General features: G+C 50.1%; 15 protein-coding genes. 8 read left to right on the top strand and 7 right to left on the bottom strand.

Translation table 11 applies throughout. From position 1 onward, the window contains the following. Positions 1–37 precede the first annotated feature (37 nt). Both ispD and cysS read left to right on the top strand, forming a co-directional pair. A complete protein-coding gene (ispD, locus tag G451_RS0124305; RefSeq protein ID WP_027186273.1) occupies positions 38–1,246 on the top strand; it encodes a 2-C-methyl-D-erythritol 4-phosphate cytidylyltransferase in 1,209 nt (402 codons plus the stop codon). A 48-nt stretch (positions 1,247–1,294) separates the two neighbouring features. Further along, complete coding sequence (cysS, locus tag G451_RS0124300) at positions 1,295–2,752, top strand: cysteine--tRNA ligase (RefSeq protein WP_027186272.1); 1,458 nt, start codon at positions 1,295–1,297, stop codon at positions 2,750–2,752. A 167-nt stretch (positions 2,753–2,919) separates the two neighbouring features. On the opposite strand, the gene G451_RS0124295 is transcribed toward cysS, so the two are convergent. The 7 genes from G451_RS0124295 to G451_RS0124260 form a co-directional block, all read right to left on the bottom strand. Beyond that, on the bottom strand, positions 2,920–3,330 hold the full coding sequence (locus G451_RS0124295; RefSeq protein ID WP_027186271.1) for a hypothetical protein: 411 nt from the start codon (positions 3,328–3,330) through the stop codon (positions 2,920–2,922). A gap of 503 nt (positions 3,331–3,833) precedes the next feature. After that, positions 3,834–5,162 (bottom strand): DNA repair protein RadA, encoded by a 1,329-nt coding sequence (gene radA / locus G451_RS0124290; RefSeq protein WP_027186270.1) that lies wholly within the window; start codon positions 5,160–5,162, stop codon positions 3,834–3,836. A gap of 219 nt (positions 5,163–5,381) precedes the next feature. Further along, positions 5,382–6,545 (bottom strand): DUF3426 domain-containing protein, encoded by a 1,164-nt coding sequence (locus G451_RS0124285; RefSeq protein ID WP_027186269.1) that lies wholly within the window; start codon positions 6,543–6,545, stop codon positions 5,382–5,384. A 117-nt stretch (positions 6,546–6,662) separates the two neighbouring features. Then, the gene (gene hpt / locus G451_RS0124275) at positions 6,663–7,190 is read right to left on the bottom strand and encodes a hypoxanthine phosphoribosyltransferase (RefSeq protein ID WP_027186268.1); all 528 of its coding nucleotides are present in this window, start codon (positions 7,188–7,190) and stop codon (positions 6,663–6,665) included. Between the two features lie 20 nt (positions 7,191–7,210). Beyond that, complete coding sequence (locus tag G451_RS0124270; RefSeq protein ID WP_027186267.1) at positions 7,211–7,690, bottom strand: N-acetyltransferase; 480 nt, start codon at positions 7,688–7,690, stop codon at positions 7,211–7,213. Beyond that, positions 7,683–8,156, bottom strand: a complete 474-nt coding sequence (locus tag G451_RS0124265) for a TlpA family protein disulfide reductase (protein WP_027186266.1) — start codon at positions 8,154–8,156, stop codon at positions 7,683–7,685. The genes G451_RS0124270 and G451_RS0124265 overlap by 8 nt, the downstream gene beginning before the upstream one ends. Positions 8,157–8,280: 124 nt before the next feature. Next, a complete protein-coding gene (locus G451_RS0124260) occupies positions 8,281–10,704 on the bottom strand; it encodes a homocysteine S-methyltransferase family protein (protein ID WP_156921805.1) in 2,424 nt (807 codons plus the stop codon). 388 nt (positions 10,705–11,092) lie between these two features. Here G451_RS0124260 and G451_RS0124255 point away from each other — a divergent pair, with 388 nt between their 5' ends. The 6 genes from G451_RS0124255 to rpiB all read left to right on the top strand — a co-directional run bounded on the left by G451_RS0124255 (position 11,093) and on the right by rpiB (position 16,276). Then, positions 11,093–12,091 (top strand): sigma-70 family RNA polymerase sigma factor, encoded by a 999-nt coding sequence (locus G451_RS0124255; RefSeq protein WP_027186264.1) that lies wholly within the window; start codon positions 11,093–11,095, stop codon positions 12,089–12,091. Beyond that, positions 12,081–12,827, top strand: coding sequence for an HD domain-containing protein (locus tag G451_RS33320; RefSeq protein WP_051261859.1), 747 nt, complete (start codon positions 12,081–12,083; stop codon positions 12,825–12,827). The genes G451_RS0124255 and G451_RS33320 overlap by 11 nt, the downstream gene beginning before the upstream one ends. Positions 12,828–12,893: 66 nt before the next feature. Further along, the gene (locus G451_RS31500; protein WP_051261858.1) at positions 12,894–14,582 is read left to right on the top strand and encodes a tetratricopeptide repeat protein; all 1,689 of its coding nucleotides are present in this window, start codon (positions 12,894–12,896) and stop codon (positions 14,580–14,582) included. Between the two features lie 200 nt (positions 14,583–14,782). Next, the gene (locus G451_RS33315) at positions 14,783–15,370 is read left to right on the top strand and encodes a hypothetical protein (RefSeq protein WP_156921804.1); all 588 of its coding nucleotides are present in this window, start codon (positions 14,783–14,785) and stop codon (positions 15,368–15,370) included. A gap of 69 nt (positions 15,371–15,439) precedes the next feature. Next, on the top strand, positions 15,440–15,823 hold the full coding sequence (locus G451_RS0124235; RefSeq protein ID WP_156921803.1) for a hypothetical protein: 384 nt from the start codon (positions 15,440–15,442) through the stop codon (positions 15,821–15,823). 15 nt (positions 15,824–15,838) lie between these two features. Next, complete coding sequence (gene rpiB / locus G451_RS0124230; protein ID WP_027186261.1) at positions 15,839–16,276, top strand: ribose 5-phosphate isomerase B; 438 nt, start codon at positions 15,839–15,841, stop codon at positions 16,274–16,276. Positions 16,277–16,359: the final 83 nt, after the last annotated feature.

The following is a 16,359-nucleotide window of genomic DNA, read 5'->3' as shown; positions in this document are numbered from 1 at the left end:
TTTGATTCGACGACAATTCGCTTGCAAGGAGCCCGACATGTCCGTTTGGGGCATTATCCTGGCAGCCGGGCAAGGCTCACGCCTCAAAGAAGCCGGTCTCGCCGTTCGAAAACAGTTTATCGAATATGAAAATGCGCCCCTTTTTTGGCGCTCGGCCCGAACCTTCGCCATGTGTCCGGCTTTGTCTGGTCTCGTATTCGTTTTTCCTCCCGAAGAATTCAATAGCGCACAACAAACCGTGAACGATCTGTTTGCCAAAGAAGATCTCGGGTTACCGTATCTTGTGACAGCCGGTGGCGTACGTCGCCAGGACTCTGTCGAAAACGGGATGAACACGTCACCGAAAGATGCAGATGTGCTGCTGGTTCATGACGCGGCCCGTCCGTTTTTCAGTCCACGTATTGTCACCGATCTTCTCACGGCTATTGAAAACGGGGCACACGCCGCTGTTCCGGCGATTCCCGTCAAAGATACCGTCAAGGTTGTCCACGACGACGTCATTGAAACAACCCTGCAGCGATCGCATCTTGCTGCCGTACAAACCCCACAAGCCGTACGCCGCCCCTCGCTGCTCAAGGCCTTTGCGAAGGTCAAACAAGATGATTTCGACGTGACAGACGATGCATCGCTCATCGAACATCTTGGCCTGAAAGCCGTGATTGTTCCCGGTGATGAAAGAAACATCAAAATCACCACCCCCGAAGATTTGGAATTGCTTCGCCCGAAGGACGATCCTATGGAACTCCGCTTGCCTCGTGTCGGATATGGCTATGATGTCCACCGATATGCCGACCCCGATGCTGTTTCACGCACCCCGCCTCGACCGATGAAACTTGGAACCGTGCCCATTCCCGGAGCCCCCGCCGTTCTGGCACACTCGGACGGGGACGTCCTCTTACACGCTTTGGCCGATGCTCTTCTTGGATGTCTGGTTCAAGGCGATATCGGTCATCATTTTCCCGACTCCGACCCGGCTTATGATAACATGGAAAGCGCGGTGTTCATTTCCGAGATTATGGAAAGCATCAACACCCGCAAAATGACGATTCACCATGTGGATCTCACTATTATCTGTCAAATACCTAAAGTTGGCCCGCACAGAGCCAATATTCAAAAAAATGTGGCCCGGCTCCTTGAAATCGGGCCGGGCTGTGTCAATGTCAAAGCAACGACAGAAGAAGGCCTTGGTTTTACCGGTGAAAAAAAAGGCATCAAGGCCGTTGCCCTTGTCACGGTTCTGGCGTAACGCCTTTTCCCCTTTTGATTATCCCGACACGATCCATTCGGAGGAAATATGCAGCTTTTCAATTCCATGACCAAAAAGAAAGAAGCCTTCACCCCACTTGTTCCGGGGCGCGTCGGGTTGTATGCCTGCGGCATCACGGCCTATGACTACTGCCATATTGGTCATGCACGTTCATCCGTGGTTTTCGATACCTTGGTGCGGTATCTGCGAAAAATCGGAAACACGGTCACCTTTGTTCGCAATTTCACCGACATCGACGACAAGATCATTAAACGTGCCGCTCGTGAAAATACCACCGAGCGCGACATTGCCGATACCTATATTCAAGCCTTTTACGATGATATGGACGCGTTGCGTATTCAACGTGCCGACCATGAGCCCAAGGCTACGGAATTTGTCCAGGAAATGATCGACCTGGCTGCGACCCTTATCGAAAGAGGTCATGCCTACGCGACCCCGTCCGGCGATGTATATTTCCGTGTTCGTTCTTTTGATGGGTATGGAAAACTCTCGGGCCGCAATATCGAAGAAATGCGTTCCGGGGCGCGCATCGCACCTGGCGAAGAAAAAGAAGACCCGCTCGATTTCGCATTATGGAAAGGCGCTAAACCGGGTGAACCCACGTGGGAAAGCCCCTGGGGCCCCGGTCGTCCGGGATGGCACCTGGAATGCTCGGCCATGAGTGAAAAACTTCTCGGTATTCCGTTTGACATTCATGGTGGTGGTCAGGATTTGCTCTTTCCGCACCATGAAAACGAACTGGCTCAATCCGAAGCCGCCACCGGCAAAGAGTTTGCCCGCTTTTGGGTGCACAATGGGTTTGTACAGATCAACTCCGAAAAGATGTCCAAATCGCTGGGCAACTTCATCACAATTCGTGACATCTTCAAGCTGTACCTTCCCGAAGTATTACGCTTTTTCCTGCTGACAACGCATTACCGCAGCCCACTGGACTATTCCGACGCGGCCTTGTCTGAAGCGGAGAAAGGCATCAAACGTATTTATCAAACACTGGCCGCCATTGACGAAGCCTCCAAGCGTACCAAATGGTCCGGTACCCCGCTTCCCGACGACATGCGCCAAGAGTACGAGACGCACAAAGCCGCGATCACCGAGTCGCTTGAAGACGATCTCAACACGGCAGCAGCATTGGGTCACATTTTCAGCCTTGTCCGCTTGGCCGGGCGTATTCTTGATGACAAAGCACTCAAGAAAAGTGGACAAGCCAAAGATCTCACGCTGGAAATCCGCGACACAATCCGTGGTCTTGCCGATGTCTTCGCGGTCTTCGACACTCCGCCGGCCGAATTTTTGGAAAATCTCAAATCCAGCCGGGCGAAACGCCACAACATTGACCCGGCAGCGGTCGAAGCGCTGATTCAAAAACGCCAAGACGCCCGGAAAGCCAAAGACTTTGCCGCATCCGACGCCATCCGCGATGAGCTTGCCGCCATGCATGTCGAAGTTAAAGACACGCCGGAAGGAACGGTTTGGGATGTAATGTAATTTGCCTCTGCCCCCTGCACTCACTTTCTGAAACGTTCTTTTCGAAAGTGAGTGCAGAGCCAACCCCTCTTCAACATTATTTTACGGGGTGAGAGGCCAGAAAAATACTCAAAAAATTCAACGTTTATATCGAGTATTTTTACGAAACGCGCTCGTATTCAAGTGTATTAGACGTGACGGGAAGCTCGGCGAGGACGTCCTTCTGACGCATACGCGGCGTCAATCATGGTGTTTCGATAAAGCGTAGTGCATCCGTCCAACTCACGAATTGCCCCTTCGTCGATGGGCGATTGTCCATCCGTATACGGGATATACCAATACGCGGGATACGCGGGGCTTTTGTATATTTCCCACTTCTCCTTTCCAGATTGAATATAGTACCCTGTATGCGCTGAATTCGATTTCACATGAAAATCACAGGTCACATCAAAGCCACTGTCTCCGTCGTAATCCGTCACGACTCCGGTCATATCCGGGAGGTCCAGCATTTTCCCCCACGAAAGCGTCTGTTTTTCCACGTCCAGTGAACAGTTAAACAGCGCAACGACCCGACTCGGTAGATATTCAGTGGTATTCACCACGTCCCTCCTTTGCATCAGAGTTTGCCAAGAATAAAGCCGTATCAAGAACTTCGTTCCAGAGTTTTTACGAAAGCGAACTTCAACATCGCTTTCGCACCTTCGAGAGCTTTAAAATCCTTGAGCGAAATATGGATTATTGGTGCTCCAAAGGTCTGTTGACGACTCAACAGCTCTCGATGTCAAACTATGACAGCAGGCATGACATTTTGAGGGAGGTTTGCGTACAATTTTCAAAACACGCGATGACAACCGCCTGTATGATGAAGGCGAAACGTCAATAAAAAACAAACTCTCCTTCCATTCAACGTAGAGCGTGGTCAATCTTCTCAATTTCAACGAAACAGCTCTTGTACAATTCACGCAGATACTATTGACCGCCTGACGCACGATATCCGTTCATCTGAAAAAAGATCTCAAACGATATGCAACAGATGGATATTCTACAAACACTCCGTGAAAGACGTACACATAAAATTTCTGTAAGCGATGAGAGTTTTCTTCTACTCAAACAACATTCCGTATAAATCTGTCAGCGTTGCCACATTTTTCTTTCCCATACCAGGATGAAACAATGGCTTGTAGCCAAGGCGTTTGGCTTGTTTCACGCGGATTTCTCCACCTTCGACGGGTCGTATACGGCCGTTGAGGTCGATTTCTCCCCAGAAAAGCGCGCCTTGTGGGAGAGGACGATCAAAAAACGAGGAAAGAACAGCCGCCACAATGCCAAGGTCGAGACCGGGATCGTTCATTTTGAGGCCGCCGCCAATTTTAGTATAGATGTCACTTTGTCCAAGATTGACGCCGAGACGTTTTTCAATGACGGCGAGGAGAAGATGGAGTCGATTTTGGTCGAATCCAAGCGCTGTTCGGCGAGGAATGGCGAGATAGGTTTTGCTGGCCAGAGCCTGAACTTCTACGGCAAACGGTCGCCGGCCTTCCAGGGTCATGACCACAGCCGATCCGGAGAGGGAGTCGTCTCGATCCTCCAAAAAATAGGTTGAGGGATCGGGCACCGGTGTCAAGCCGGTCCCCCCCATCTCCATGACCAACAATTCATCGCTCGGTCCGAAACGATTCTTGAGTACACGGAGAATGCGGAAGAGATGACGCCGATCACCTTCAAGATACAACACCGTATCCACCATGTGCTCAACGAGTTTGGGCCCGGCGATTTGACCGTCTTTGGTGACATGGCCGACAAGAATCAGCGTCGTCCCGGAAGCTTTTGTCCGCTCGATAAGCATTTGGGAGACTGTACGAACCTGCGACACACTTCCTGCATGTCCATCAACATCGCGTGATGCCATTGTTTGCACCGAATCGATAATGATGAGGTCGGGGGATTCGTTTTCAATGATATTGACGGCGGCTTCAGCATCATTGGTTGCCAGTGCCTGAATACCGTCTTCCAAAATATCAAGCCGGCGAGCTCTCCCTTTAATTTGTGACAGCGATTCTTCTCCGGACACATAGACAGCACGACGCCCTTCTCGGCTCACTTTCGCGCAGAGCTGCAACAAGATTGTTGATTTACCTATCCCTGGTTCTCCGCCGAGCAAGACGGCTCCACCAGGGACAAGCCCCCCACCAAGCACAGCGTCGAGTTCGTCGATGCTTGTTGAATACGCAACATGATCGGCATCGGGATGATCAACGAGCGAAACGGGCTTTGAAGAAGACAAACCAGGAGGAAGCGTCCTCCCTGCACGAACAGGCGTTTCCTGGCGTTCCTCCAAGGTATTCCACTGTTGGCATCCTGGACATTGCCCCTTCCAAATGGGTGAACGCGCTCCACATTCACTGCAATAATACACGGTCTTCTTTTTCATATCGCCATACTACCGGGAGATTGTTCACATTTCAAAAAAATATGATGGCAAGATTCCAAAATACACGGAAAATCACCATCATAATATTGTAGCAAAGAAATCCCATCCCAAGCCATAAAAGAGGCTTCGAGACAGAGATGAAAAGGAGAGGGAAGGGGCTGGGGGATGGAGAAGAGAAGACGGGAAAACCCCCTTCCCCTTCTCCATCCCTCAGTATTATTACGACGCCGGATTCTTGGCGCTGATGACTTTCACTTGATATTCTTGGACGTTCTCGGGGATGTCGAAGAATACGATCATAAAGGGTACTTCTTGTTCCGGCTTGACGTCGGTGTTGTTAGTGAGCACCCCAACTTGCGAGTTGAGCGCATTCTCCAGCTCTTCTTTCGTCATGACTTGAAGCTGGAAGAGCGAAACGGTGTTCCCACCCATCACTTTTTTCGACGCAACACTGGCTCCATTGCCGTCAAACAGGTTCGCCTCAAGTTCAATAAGTTCTTTCGACGCCTGAAACTGATTCTTGGCATTGCCTTCGATAACAAAAAGCTGACCGATCTTTTCATTCTTCACATAGTACTGGCGCACGTTCTGCAGTACAATTTTGGATACATCAAGCGATTCACTCGCTTGGGCTGTTGCTTTTGGAGCCGGCGCTTCGGAGCCGACGTCCGTCTGTGCTTGTTCTTCCATCACCGACTCTTCCTGCGTCATTTCTTCACCGACAAGTCCAGGAATAAGCCCAAGATAGAACAACGCTCCGGCTGTCAAAGCCAGAATAAGCAACAAAATGCCACCCAGGAGCAGAAGTTTTTTAATCCCTCCGCCACTGCTTTCTTTTTTGTCTTTCTTCTTCGCATCAAGATCGAAACCGGTATCATCATCCTCAAGGCTGAAGCCTCCCTTGGCAGGAGCGGCTTTTTCATCCTCATCAATGACGTCGTCTTCCTCATCGTCACTTGGACCGAAGAGGTCATCAGTTTCACTATCTTCAAAAGAAGGAGCCTGGGGCTCTTCTTCCTCATCATCACTTGGACCGAAGAGGTCATCGGCTTCATTGTCTTCAGGAGAAGGAGCCTGCGATTCTTCTTCCGGTTCATCATCCAAGCCTGCAAAGAGATCGGTTTCGTCCTCTTCCGGCTCATCGTCTTCCACAGGCGGTGGAGGAGGTGGCGGAGCTGGCTTTTTAGGTGCTTTTGGCGTCGATGAAGCAGCCGGTTTAGACGGCTCTTGAGGCGCTGAGGCCTCGGGAGAAGAGGTCTGCCCATGCTGATCAACATGAAAAACATGTTTACAGCGGGCGCACCGTACAGGTAACCCCTTCGGACCAATCTTCCCATCGGGCAGATTGTATTTCGTATTGCAGTTCGGGCAGGTCACGATCATGGTCATTCTCGCCGTTGGAAGTCGTGGTGTCGATCACAGCCGGGCGCAACCGATCACGCCCCCAAAAACTGTGAAAACATCGCGCATTGTGTGCGCGAACTGTATCAATGCCGGACTTTAGAATTTCACGATCTCTTCGATGTCCTTCAAATGCCTGTAATCTTCAGCAAAGTCCAGCCCATAGCCAATGACGAACCCGTCTTCGAGCCGAAACCCATAAAAATCAACAGGCACATCGACTCGTCGCCGGCCAGTTTTGTCAAGCAATGCGCAAATTTTGACGCTACGAGGGCCGCGTTCGAGAAAAATCCGTCTTAAAAAATCGATTGTTTGCCCGGAATCGACGATGTCTTCAACCAAAAGCAAATCTTTGCCTTGTATATCGACTTCGACATCCTTGGTAAAGGTGACGATTTCATCGGGTGTATCTTTGGCTCCATAGCTCTTGACACGCACAAAATCGACTTCCGGACAAAAAGACATGCTGCGAAGCAAATCGGCGTAAAAGACAATGACGCCATTGAGGACGCCAACCATGACGCACTGCTTATCCTTATAATACTCTGAAATCTCGCGGCCCAACTCGGCCACACGAGCAGCAATCTCTTCACGGCTGTACATAACCTGCCTGGTATGCTCTCCCACTCTCTTCGTCCTTTACTTGGCTACATATCCATTATCATAGCCGTTTCATCACATTCCGGAAATTTCGGACAGTTGATGCAATCGGCCCAAACCTTTTGTGGCATAGCTTCTTTTGCCGTTTCGACAAATCCATGACGCGCAAAAAAAGCCGCTTCATACGTCAAGGTAAAAACGCGGTAAATACCCAACGTGACAGCTTCACTCAGACAAGCCTCAACCAGTTTGGAGCCGAGGCCTCTGCGTTGGCACTCTTCCGAAACAGCCAAGGACCGAATTTCGGCGAGATCTTCCCACGAGATGGACAACGCACAACATCCATAAACAGTACTTCCCTCGCGTGATGCCACCACATAAAAATCGCGGACATGGCTATAGAGACTATTAAACGACCTCGGAAGCAGCTGCTGTTTACCGGCACAATGCATCAGCAAGGCATGAATTTGTCGTACATCCTGCACTCTGGCTTTTCGCAAATAGACACTGGGAATGATGTTATCCATTGATATTTTTTTCCACCACGTCTTCCAGATCTTCTGCCCCCATAAAACCGTTGTGGCTGACGATCTGTTCACCTTGTTTGTTGTAAACTAACATTTTGGGGACAACATTCACCCCAAATGCACCGGCGGTTCCCGGTCCGGCCAGATATACCGGATAATTGAACGGTGTTCTTTGCAAAAATGCTTCGTACATCGGTCTGCTTTCGTCAATGGAAACACCAACAATAAGCAGTTCACTTTCCGAATATCGGCTCCGTAACTTTATAATTTCCGGGATCTCGAATCGGCACGGTCCGCACCACGACGCCCAGAAATTGACAAGCACAACTTTACCTCGTGCATCGCTGATCAAATCAATCAGTTCTTCCAAGCCAAGAGTATCAGCTGCACGAGCTTGCAACGGAGCAACAAGGCCGGCAAGCGCAAGCATGACCGTAAACATCACGCAAACACAATATTTCTTCATGGCATGCTCCTCAGTACAAACGGGACGGCTCTTGTTGTAGCCAAAGGCTTTCCAGGCCGCCATGATTTTTTTCCGTTTGCAGTCAAACGCCCTCTCGCGTCAATGCGAGAGTATGCGTCAGAATTTATTGCAACTGCGTCAAACGTTCGGCGGTCTTGACGGCGGAAACAGCATCAGTGGCAAAACCGTCCGCTTCAATAGCCTCACAAAATGCTGCAGTAATAACGGCTCCGCCGATCATTACCTTGGTATCAAGGCCACGTTGACGAAGCAGGTCTATCGTATCTTTCATGCGGACCATGGTTGTCGTCATGAGCGCAGACAGCCCGATCAGTCGTGCACCATGCTGCTGTGCAGCATCCACAATGCTTTCAGCCGACACATCTTTTCCTAAATCAATGACATCGAAACCGTGGTTGCCGAGCATGAGACAAACAATATTTTTCCCAATATCATGAATATCGCCTTCGACCGTTGCCATGATGACCGTCGCCTTTTTCTCGACATCACCATCTTCTCCAAGCAGTGGTTTCACGATATGGAACCCGGAACGCATGACTTCCGCCGACAGCAGCAGCTGAGGCAAAAAGTATTCCTTTCGTTCATACTTTTCGCCAACATCCATAATTCCGGGGATAAGTTCCTCATTCAGCAAGGATTTTGCCGAAACACCATTTTCCAAAGCGGCTTGGACAAGAGGGACAATGGCGTCTTTGTCACCTTTGATAACGGCCTGCTTGATTGTATCGGCTTTTTTCGCCGAAGAAGCAGTGCCTTTGGCTGATCCCGTTCCCGAAGCACCGGATCCTGAGGTAGGCGTCCAATCTGCGTAGTTGGCTATAAAGGATTCTGCCTGCCGATCTCGACCAAGCAGTACTTCCGAAACTGCAGCGGATCGACGCAATGTCTCCGAACTCGGGTTGGCAATACAGGCAGACAAGCCCGCAGCCATACACATCGTCAAAAATTCGGCGTTGATGAGTTCGCGTGCCGGCAATCCAAACGAAATATTCGACAGCCCGAGAACAGTCGGTAACTTCCAAACTTCACGACAATGACGGATCGTTTCCAAACAACTCACCGCCGCATCGGGTTTAGACGACACCGTCAACGCAAGAGCGTCTACAAGAATCAACCGTTTTGGAATACCCAAAGCCTCGGCCTGGACAAGCAACTTTTCAATAATATCAAGTCGCTCTTTGGTCGATTCCGGTAATTTTCTCCCAATGAGCGGTAGCAAGACAAACGGCGCACCGTGTTGTTTACAGACCGGTCCAAGTGTTTCCATGCGACCGGGTTCACCACTGATCGAATTGACCAGTGCCGAAGCCGGATACGTCCACAATGCTTCGATAATGGCATCCTTATTATTGGAGTCGAAACACAATGGAGTATGGAAGCGGCTCATCAGTTCGAGTGACAACCCCGGCAGAAGAGAAACTTCATCGGCCATGGCCGCACCGGCATTGACATCGAGTATTCCGGCTCCAAGCTCAACCTGCTCTTTGGCAAGCCGAAGTGCTTCGGTAAACCGCCCTTGCTGTAACTCTTCCGTCAACACCTTCTTACCGGTAGGATTTATGCGTTCACCGATGAGAACACTTTTGCATCCAAAACCCAAATGCGCGGAGGCAAATCGTGACGTCGCGGATAACCAGACGGGAGTGTCGGCAGTCGGCGGTGTCCAGTTTCTTTTAGCCAGGCGTTTGGCCAATGCACCAATATGTTCAGGCGACGTCCCGCAACATCCGGACAACGCCTTGGCGCCGAGATCGACGAATGCTTCGGTTTGTTCGGCAAACTCTTCGGGTCCAAGATCGAAAACGGTCTGACCATCAACAAGCTTGGGAATACCCGCATTAGGTTTGACAAAGAACGGAATTTCAATGGCCTCAAGCCATTCCCGGACAAGCGGCATCATTCCCTGTGGCCCCATGCCACAGTTGATGCCAATCATGTCCACCCCGAGATTCTGCATAGTGTCAAGATAGGTTCGAGGAGGCGTTCCGGTCAGGCTCGCCCCTTCTTCGAAGGTCATGCAGGTGACGATGGGAAGATCACATACTTCTCGGGCGGCCAAGATAACAGCCTTGAGTTCCGCCAAATCAAAATGGGTTTCCGCAACAAGCAAATCCGCCCCACCCTGAACAAGGCCCGTTATTTGCTCTTTGAACGCGGCAACCAGCTCGCGCATTGTCACATCACCAAGCGGTTTGACGAAATGACCAGTTGGCCCGATACTGCCCGCAACGAGAGCCCGACCGGCAACGGCTTTTTTTGCCGTTTCGGCCATAGCTCGGTTCAAAGCGGTCGGGTCGATATCCGCGGGCAGCTTGAATCGTGTCCCGCCAAACGTATTAGCCGTAACGACCATGGAACCAGCGTCAATATATTGTCGATGGATGTCTTCAATGATATCTGGCCGAGCCAGACCAAAAGCCTCAGGGGAACTTCCAGGAGGAAGGCCTCGTTTTTGCAAGAGTGTTCCCATGGCTCCATCAAAAACAAGAATGGTATCAGACTGCAAAAGCGAACGGAATGTATTCAAAATACTCTCCTCTTGAGGTGTGTTCGAGTATGAGTGCGTTTGAGTTCTGCCAGATGCGCCCAGAGTCGGGCAAACATAGGGGAGGCATCTCGTTGAAAAGGCTTAGCGCTTTCATACCTTGCCGAAAAAAGCAAGCCCACACTCTGCGTTGTTCCCTCTTTCCTGCGTTGTTAACGACGATAAATGGGTTTTTTCGGTAAATTCGTCAATTTCGTTTCGTTCTCCGCAAAACGTCCTCCTTGTACATGGAGTGAAAAGCGTTGAAATGGACAGGTAAAGCCTCTATAGTGGAAATAGAAAAAGATGGGCTTGTTTTTCTTCAAGCCAAATACTGCCCCCGAATCATTCTATTTGCTTCGGGGAGTTAAGGATTTTCGGATACACCACCATGACAAAATCACACGACGACGCCGCCGTGGTTGACGAAGTCGAACTTCTTGATCTCGAAGATGATTCCGAGACGACCACGTCCAAACCCGACGACGATGACTTCTCCCTCCCCGCCCCTCGCGGTGGGAACAAGCCGGCTACACAAGACGGCCTGCAATTGTATTTGAAAGAAATCGGACGATTTCCCATGCTCGAACCCGAAGAGGAGTTCGAACTGTCCCGTCGTGTTCACGACTTCAACGACCAAGATGCCGCTTTTCGACTTATCTCATCTCATTTACGGCTCGTGGTCAAAATCGCCATGGACTTTCAGCGCCGTTGGATGCAAAACGTCCTTGACCTTATTCAGGAAGGCAACGTTGGTCTCATGCGAGCGGTCCAAAAATTTGATCCAGACAAAGGGATCAAATTCTCATATTACGCCGCGTATTGGATCAAGGCCTACATCCTGAAGTACATCATGGATAATTGGAGGCTCGTCAAAATCGGGACCACACAAGCACAACGCAAACTGTTCTACAATTTGAACAAAGAGCGTCAAAGGCTTCAGGTCCAAGGCTTTGACCCCACCGCATCCAATCTCTCTCAAAGTCTCAATGTCAGCGAAGCTGATATTGTCGAGATGGATCAGCGGTTAAGCGGAAATGATCTCTCTTTAGATGTTTCCCTAGGCGAAGACTCGGGCACGACCCGACTCGACTTCCTTCCCGCGTTGACTCCCGGGATTGAAGAACTCCTCGCCAAGGACGAGATCTCCGACCTCCTGGAGCAGCACGTCCGCAAAATGATGCCAAGCCTCAATGAAAAAGAGTGCGATATTCTTCAAAAGCGCATTCTTTCGGATTCACCCCTGACATTACGTGAAATCGGGGATGAATATGGCATAACACGAGAGCGTGTACGACAGATTGAGGCCAGACTTCTCCAGAAGCTGCGAGAATATTTCACTGAAAATATCGAAGATTTTTCTGATGACTGGATCAAACATGACGCATGATCAGCTTGTGGCGCTTTTAGGCATAACCAAAGAATTGACTGCCAATGCGCCCGCCGAACTTCACCGTACACTTGCTGGAGAAATTGCCTACTCTCGCGAATTTTTTTTCGATCATCCACTCCTGCTCGACCTCCAGGACGATGTTCTTCCCTTCTTATACGAAGATCCTGGACATGGAGTGGAGCACTCGAAAAAAGTTGCAATCGATGCCTCAGCCCTTGTGTTGAAGGAAGGCACCGACAAGTTCCCCCCCAGTACGGTTCGACATCTCGCCTTTTTGGCCCAGGTTGCCGGTCTTCTCCACAACGTGTGTCGTCAAGACAAACTTCAAACCGATAAATGCAGCGATCTTGCTTTGATCCTGCTGCGCGAAAAATTCCTTGATGAGAACGATCGTGCCATTATTTTCGATGCCATCGCTTTCAATGAAGCCGACATCGAGAGTTATTCCGAGGCTCCAGAATCCATGCTTGTCCGCAATGCTCTGCATGATGCCGACATGCTCCGTTGGGGGTATGACCCCTTTTCGACTTCTCTTTGGGAACTCTATGGCACGAGCTTTGTTCCTCAGGATGAAGTCCTCGCTGCGCTCGATAAAAGTATCGAACTCAATATGTCAAATATTGACGCCTTTTTAACACCTACAGCAAGACAGTTCGGTGCAGATGTGTTACGCTTTGGAATACACATCGCCCAAGAACTCAAAAAGCACGTCGCGACGCTTCAGTCCGACTAGAGTCACATGATACGGATGCCCTTTTTTATTATGCCCTTTCGCAACCTTGTCACCAGGCATACTCCTATGCACCAACGCCGCTCACATACGGTTGCATTCTGCTTTTGCGTCATTTGTCTGGGACTTATTATCGGCGCCTGTACGCCAACGACATCCCTCTCCAAGATTTTTTCAGCAGAGGGACTGTCAAAAAGCGCGACAGCCGACTACTATTTTCTTCTCTATCAGGATTTTCAGCAGGCTGGAGACAAAGAACAAGCAAGAGATGTTCTCGAAAAACTTCTCGCCATTGCACCGACATCGCAGATGTACCTCGAGCTCGCCAACCTTTATTGGAGCTTGTCCGAACAGGATAAAAGTATCGAGACATTGCGTCTTGGATTGAAAGCATTTCCCAACAATAAAAATCTCCATTTTTATCTGGCCAATGCGTATTTGCTCCAAAAAGATTACGAAGAAGCCAGCGCGGTCCTCAAATCCTACCTTGATCAGAAGCCACACGATTGGATCGCTCGGCGGGAAATGGCCGCCATTTTAATCGAAGCGCAAAAATATGAAGATGCCTTAACTATTTTAGAAGAAGTCCCGACGAAGGAACGCAACCCGGCCATCCTCTATTATCTTTCGCGAAGCAATGCGGGACTCGGGCGGCAAGAAGAAGCCGTCGATTATCTCAAGAAAGCGCTCGACAAAGACCCCAATATGCTCGCTGCATGGGCGGAATTGGCCTACTTGTACGAACTCGACGGAGATTATGCTGCAGCCGAAGAAGCGTATAAACGCATTATGGACTTAGGAGAGGAAGGCCCGGAAGTCTGGTTGCGGCTCGTTCGGCTCAATCTCAAAATGAATAATCCCGACCGTGCGTTGGAACTCATTGATAATGCCCCCAAAGATCGTTCGTTTCTGCTTGAATCCATCACGGCGTTTCTTGAAGAAGGATACCCCCAGAAAGCCGATGATCTTCTCACGTTAATGGCAGATGATGATCGCTTTGCGACAGATGTCGTTTTCTATCGCGCCATACTTGCGTATGAACGAGACAAAGACCCTCGCCAAGCTTTGAGTTATTTACAGCAAATTCCTTCATCGCACCCACAATACACCAAGAGCCTGGATTTCGGAGCCCAGATTGCACTGGAGTCCGACCTCAACGAAAAAGCCCTCGAATTAGCACGTCAGGGCTCTACTATTGCACCGAAAAACCTTGATTTTCTTGTTCTTCAGGCTGCCGCGCTGGACAAGCTTGGACGCCTTGATGAAGCGGCTGACATTATGGCTCAAGCAGCCGAACAAGGAGCAAGCGATACTGAAATTCTCTATCGTTACGGCGTCATCCTTGAACGTGCCGGAAAAAACGACCAAGCTCTGGACGTTATGGAGAAAATCATCGCCCTTGATCCCAATCATGCCGAAGCCCTCAACTTTGTTGGCTATACACTGGCAGATAGAGGACAAGACCTGGATCGAGCCCTTGAACTCATTCAACGTGCGTTGCAAAGCAATCCGGATAGCGCGTATTTCATCGACTCCCTCGCGTGGGCCTATTACCGGAAAGGTGACGTGAAAAAAGCGTTTACCGAGATTCAACGCGCTGTCACGCAAACGGTTCAAGATCCCATTATATGGGAACATTACGGCGATATAGCCAAAGCGCTTGGGAACACGGATGAAGCGCGCAAAGGCTACACAAAGTCTTTGGAAATGGGACCGAATGACGAAGAAACACTTCGTCAAAAACTCAAATCGTTATGAAACACCTTTCGCGAATACAGCAACACCGAACCGTTGCACGAGGGTTCGTCTTTCTCCTCCTCCTCGGCCTTCTCGGGATTACAGGTTGCTCAATAATATCGCCACCTGGCACCTCGCCCCCCCCTCTGGACGTTTCGGCGAATACTCTGTGGCAAACATTTCTCGATACAACAGGACAAAAAAAAGTCCGTGCGTTTTCCATGAGTGCTGTCATTCATTACGCAAAACAGGGAAGCGGTCATCGTCTTCTTGTCGATTTTTTTGGCAATACCAATCGTCCACTTCGTCTTGACCTTAAAGCGAGTGTCGGTACTGTCATTGCATTATGGCGTGAAGACGACCTTGGTGTCACCGTCGCTCTCCCCGAAAAAAATGAAGTTCGTACGTTTCCCGATGCAACCCAGGCCGCTGCAGCACTCGGCATGGACCTTCCCTTCTCGCTTCGCCAGCTCGCCGCTATCCTTTTGGGACAATTCGATGAATTCCTTCCCAGCACCGCATCCGATGCCACGCAAACCAAGCAAGGGATTCGCTATACCTTGCCGGATACGAGCCCTTTCTCTTCTATTACCCTTGACTTCACAGGCAAAGCAGTTCATCTCACGGGTCACGGAGCATCGGCGTGGAATGCCGAACTGACGCCATGGTCTTCGGATATCCCCGGCCCGGCTTATGAAAAAATCGTTGTTGAAACCAGCGATAAAGCCAAGATCGTTTTGCGCGTCAAGTCCTTCGCACAATTCCAGGAGCCCATGCCCGACACCGGCCTCGAACTGCCTGTGATGTGATTGGCTGTCAGATGCCCTGAGCAGCATCCAATCGGGGCACTTTCTACAACCTGATACCCTTATTACAGCATGTCACCGAGAAAACCCGACTTGTGTCCCATATCTCCGCCACGCGGAATGCTCGACAATGCTTTTTTCGGTTTCAAGGTCGTTGCCGCCGAAGTCGCTTGGCGCATTTCTCAGTCCATACACGCATATGAAATTCGCCAACTCAAAAAACGGCTTCGTCTTGAGTACCAGGCCCTTGGCGAGCACAGCTTCAGCAATACCTTGGACCGTGACCTTGAACACGCCGAAGACAACCCTGAACGAAGCGTCGCCGCTGCGTTCGAAACGGTTTCGTTCCTTAAAGAGGAAATCGCACGTCTCGAACTCCTCTGGGAGAGTAAACGACGCGATATGCTCGCCGCTCGAGCTCGGCAATGGAACCTGAGGCAAAACGACGCAAACTGAAACCAGGAGATACCTATGTCTCTGACTGTCTATATCGGTTCCGATCACGGAGGTTTTAACCTCAAAGCAACCGTCATCGAACATCTGCAAAATAAAGGTGCAACCGTTGTCGACCTCGGTCCCGTCGATACATGCAGCACGGACTATCCTGTTTATGCTGAGAAAGTTTGCCGGGAAGTCATAGATAATGCCGGTTTAGGGATTCTTATTTGTGGATCTGGCATCGGTATGTCCATGGCTGCCAACCGATTCAAAAATATCCGCGCGGCACTCTGCACCAGCGAATTCCACGCACGCATGTCGAGACGACATAATAATGCAAATATTTTGTGCATGGGAGAACGCATTACCGGTGTCGATCATGCTCTGTCCATTGTCGACACGTTCTTTGAATCGGAATTTGAAGGCGGACGACACGCCCGGCGCATCGATTTATTTGATCATTTTGCGTAGGCCCAATGTGTTGAGCCTCCCGCACATGAAACCGCCTATGCAAAATGCATTTTCCATTCTCCGCTCACTCGATCTGATACTCC

It is taken from the genome of Desulfovibrio inopinatus DSM 10711, assembly GCF_000429305.1.
Classification (GTDB): Bacteria; Desulfobacterota; Desulfovibrionia; order Desulfovibrionales; family Desulfovibrionaceae; genus Alteridesulfovibrio; species Alteridesulfovibrio inopinatus.
Note: the sequence above shows the minus strand (reverse complement) of the source record. Positions and strands in the feature narration are given on the sequence as shown.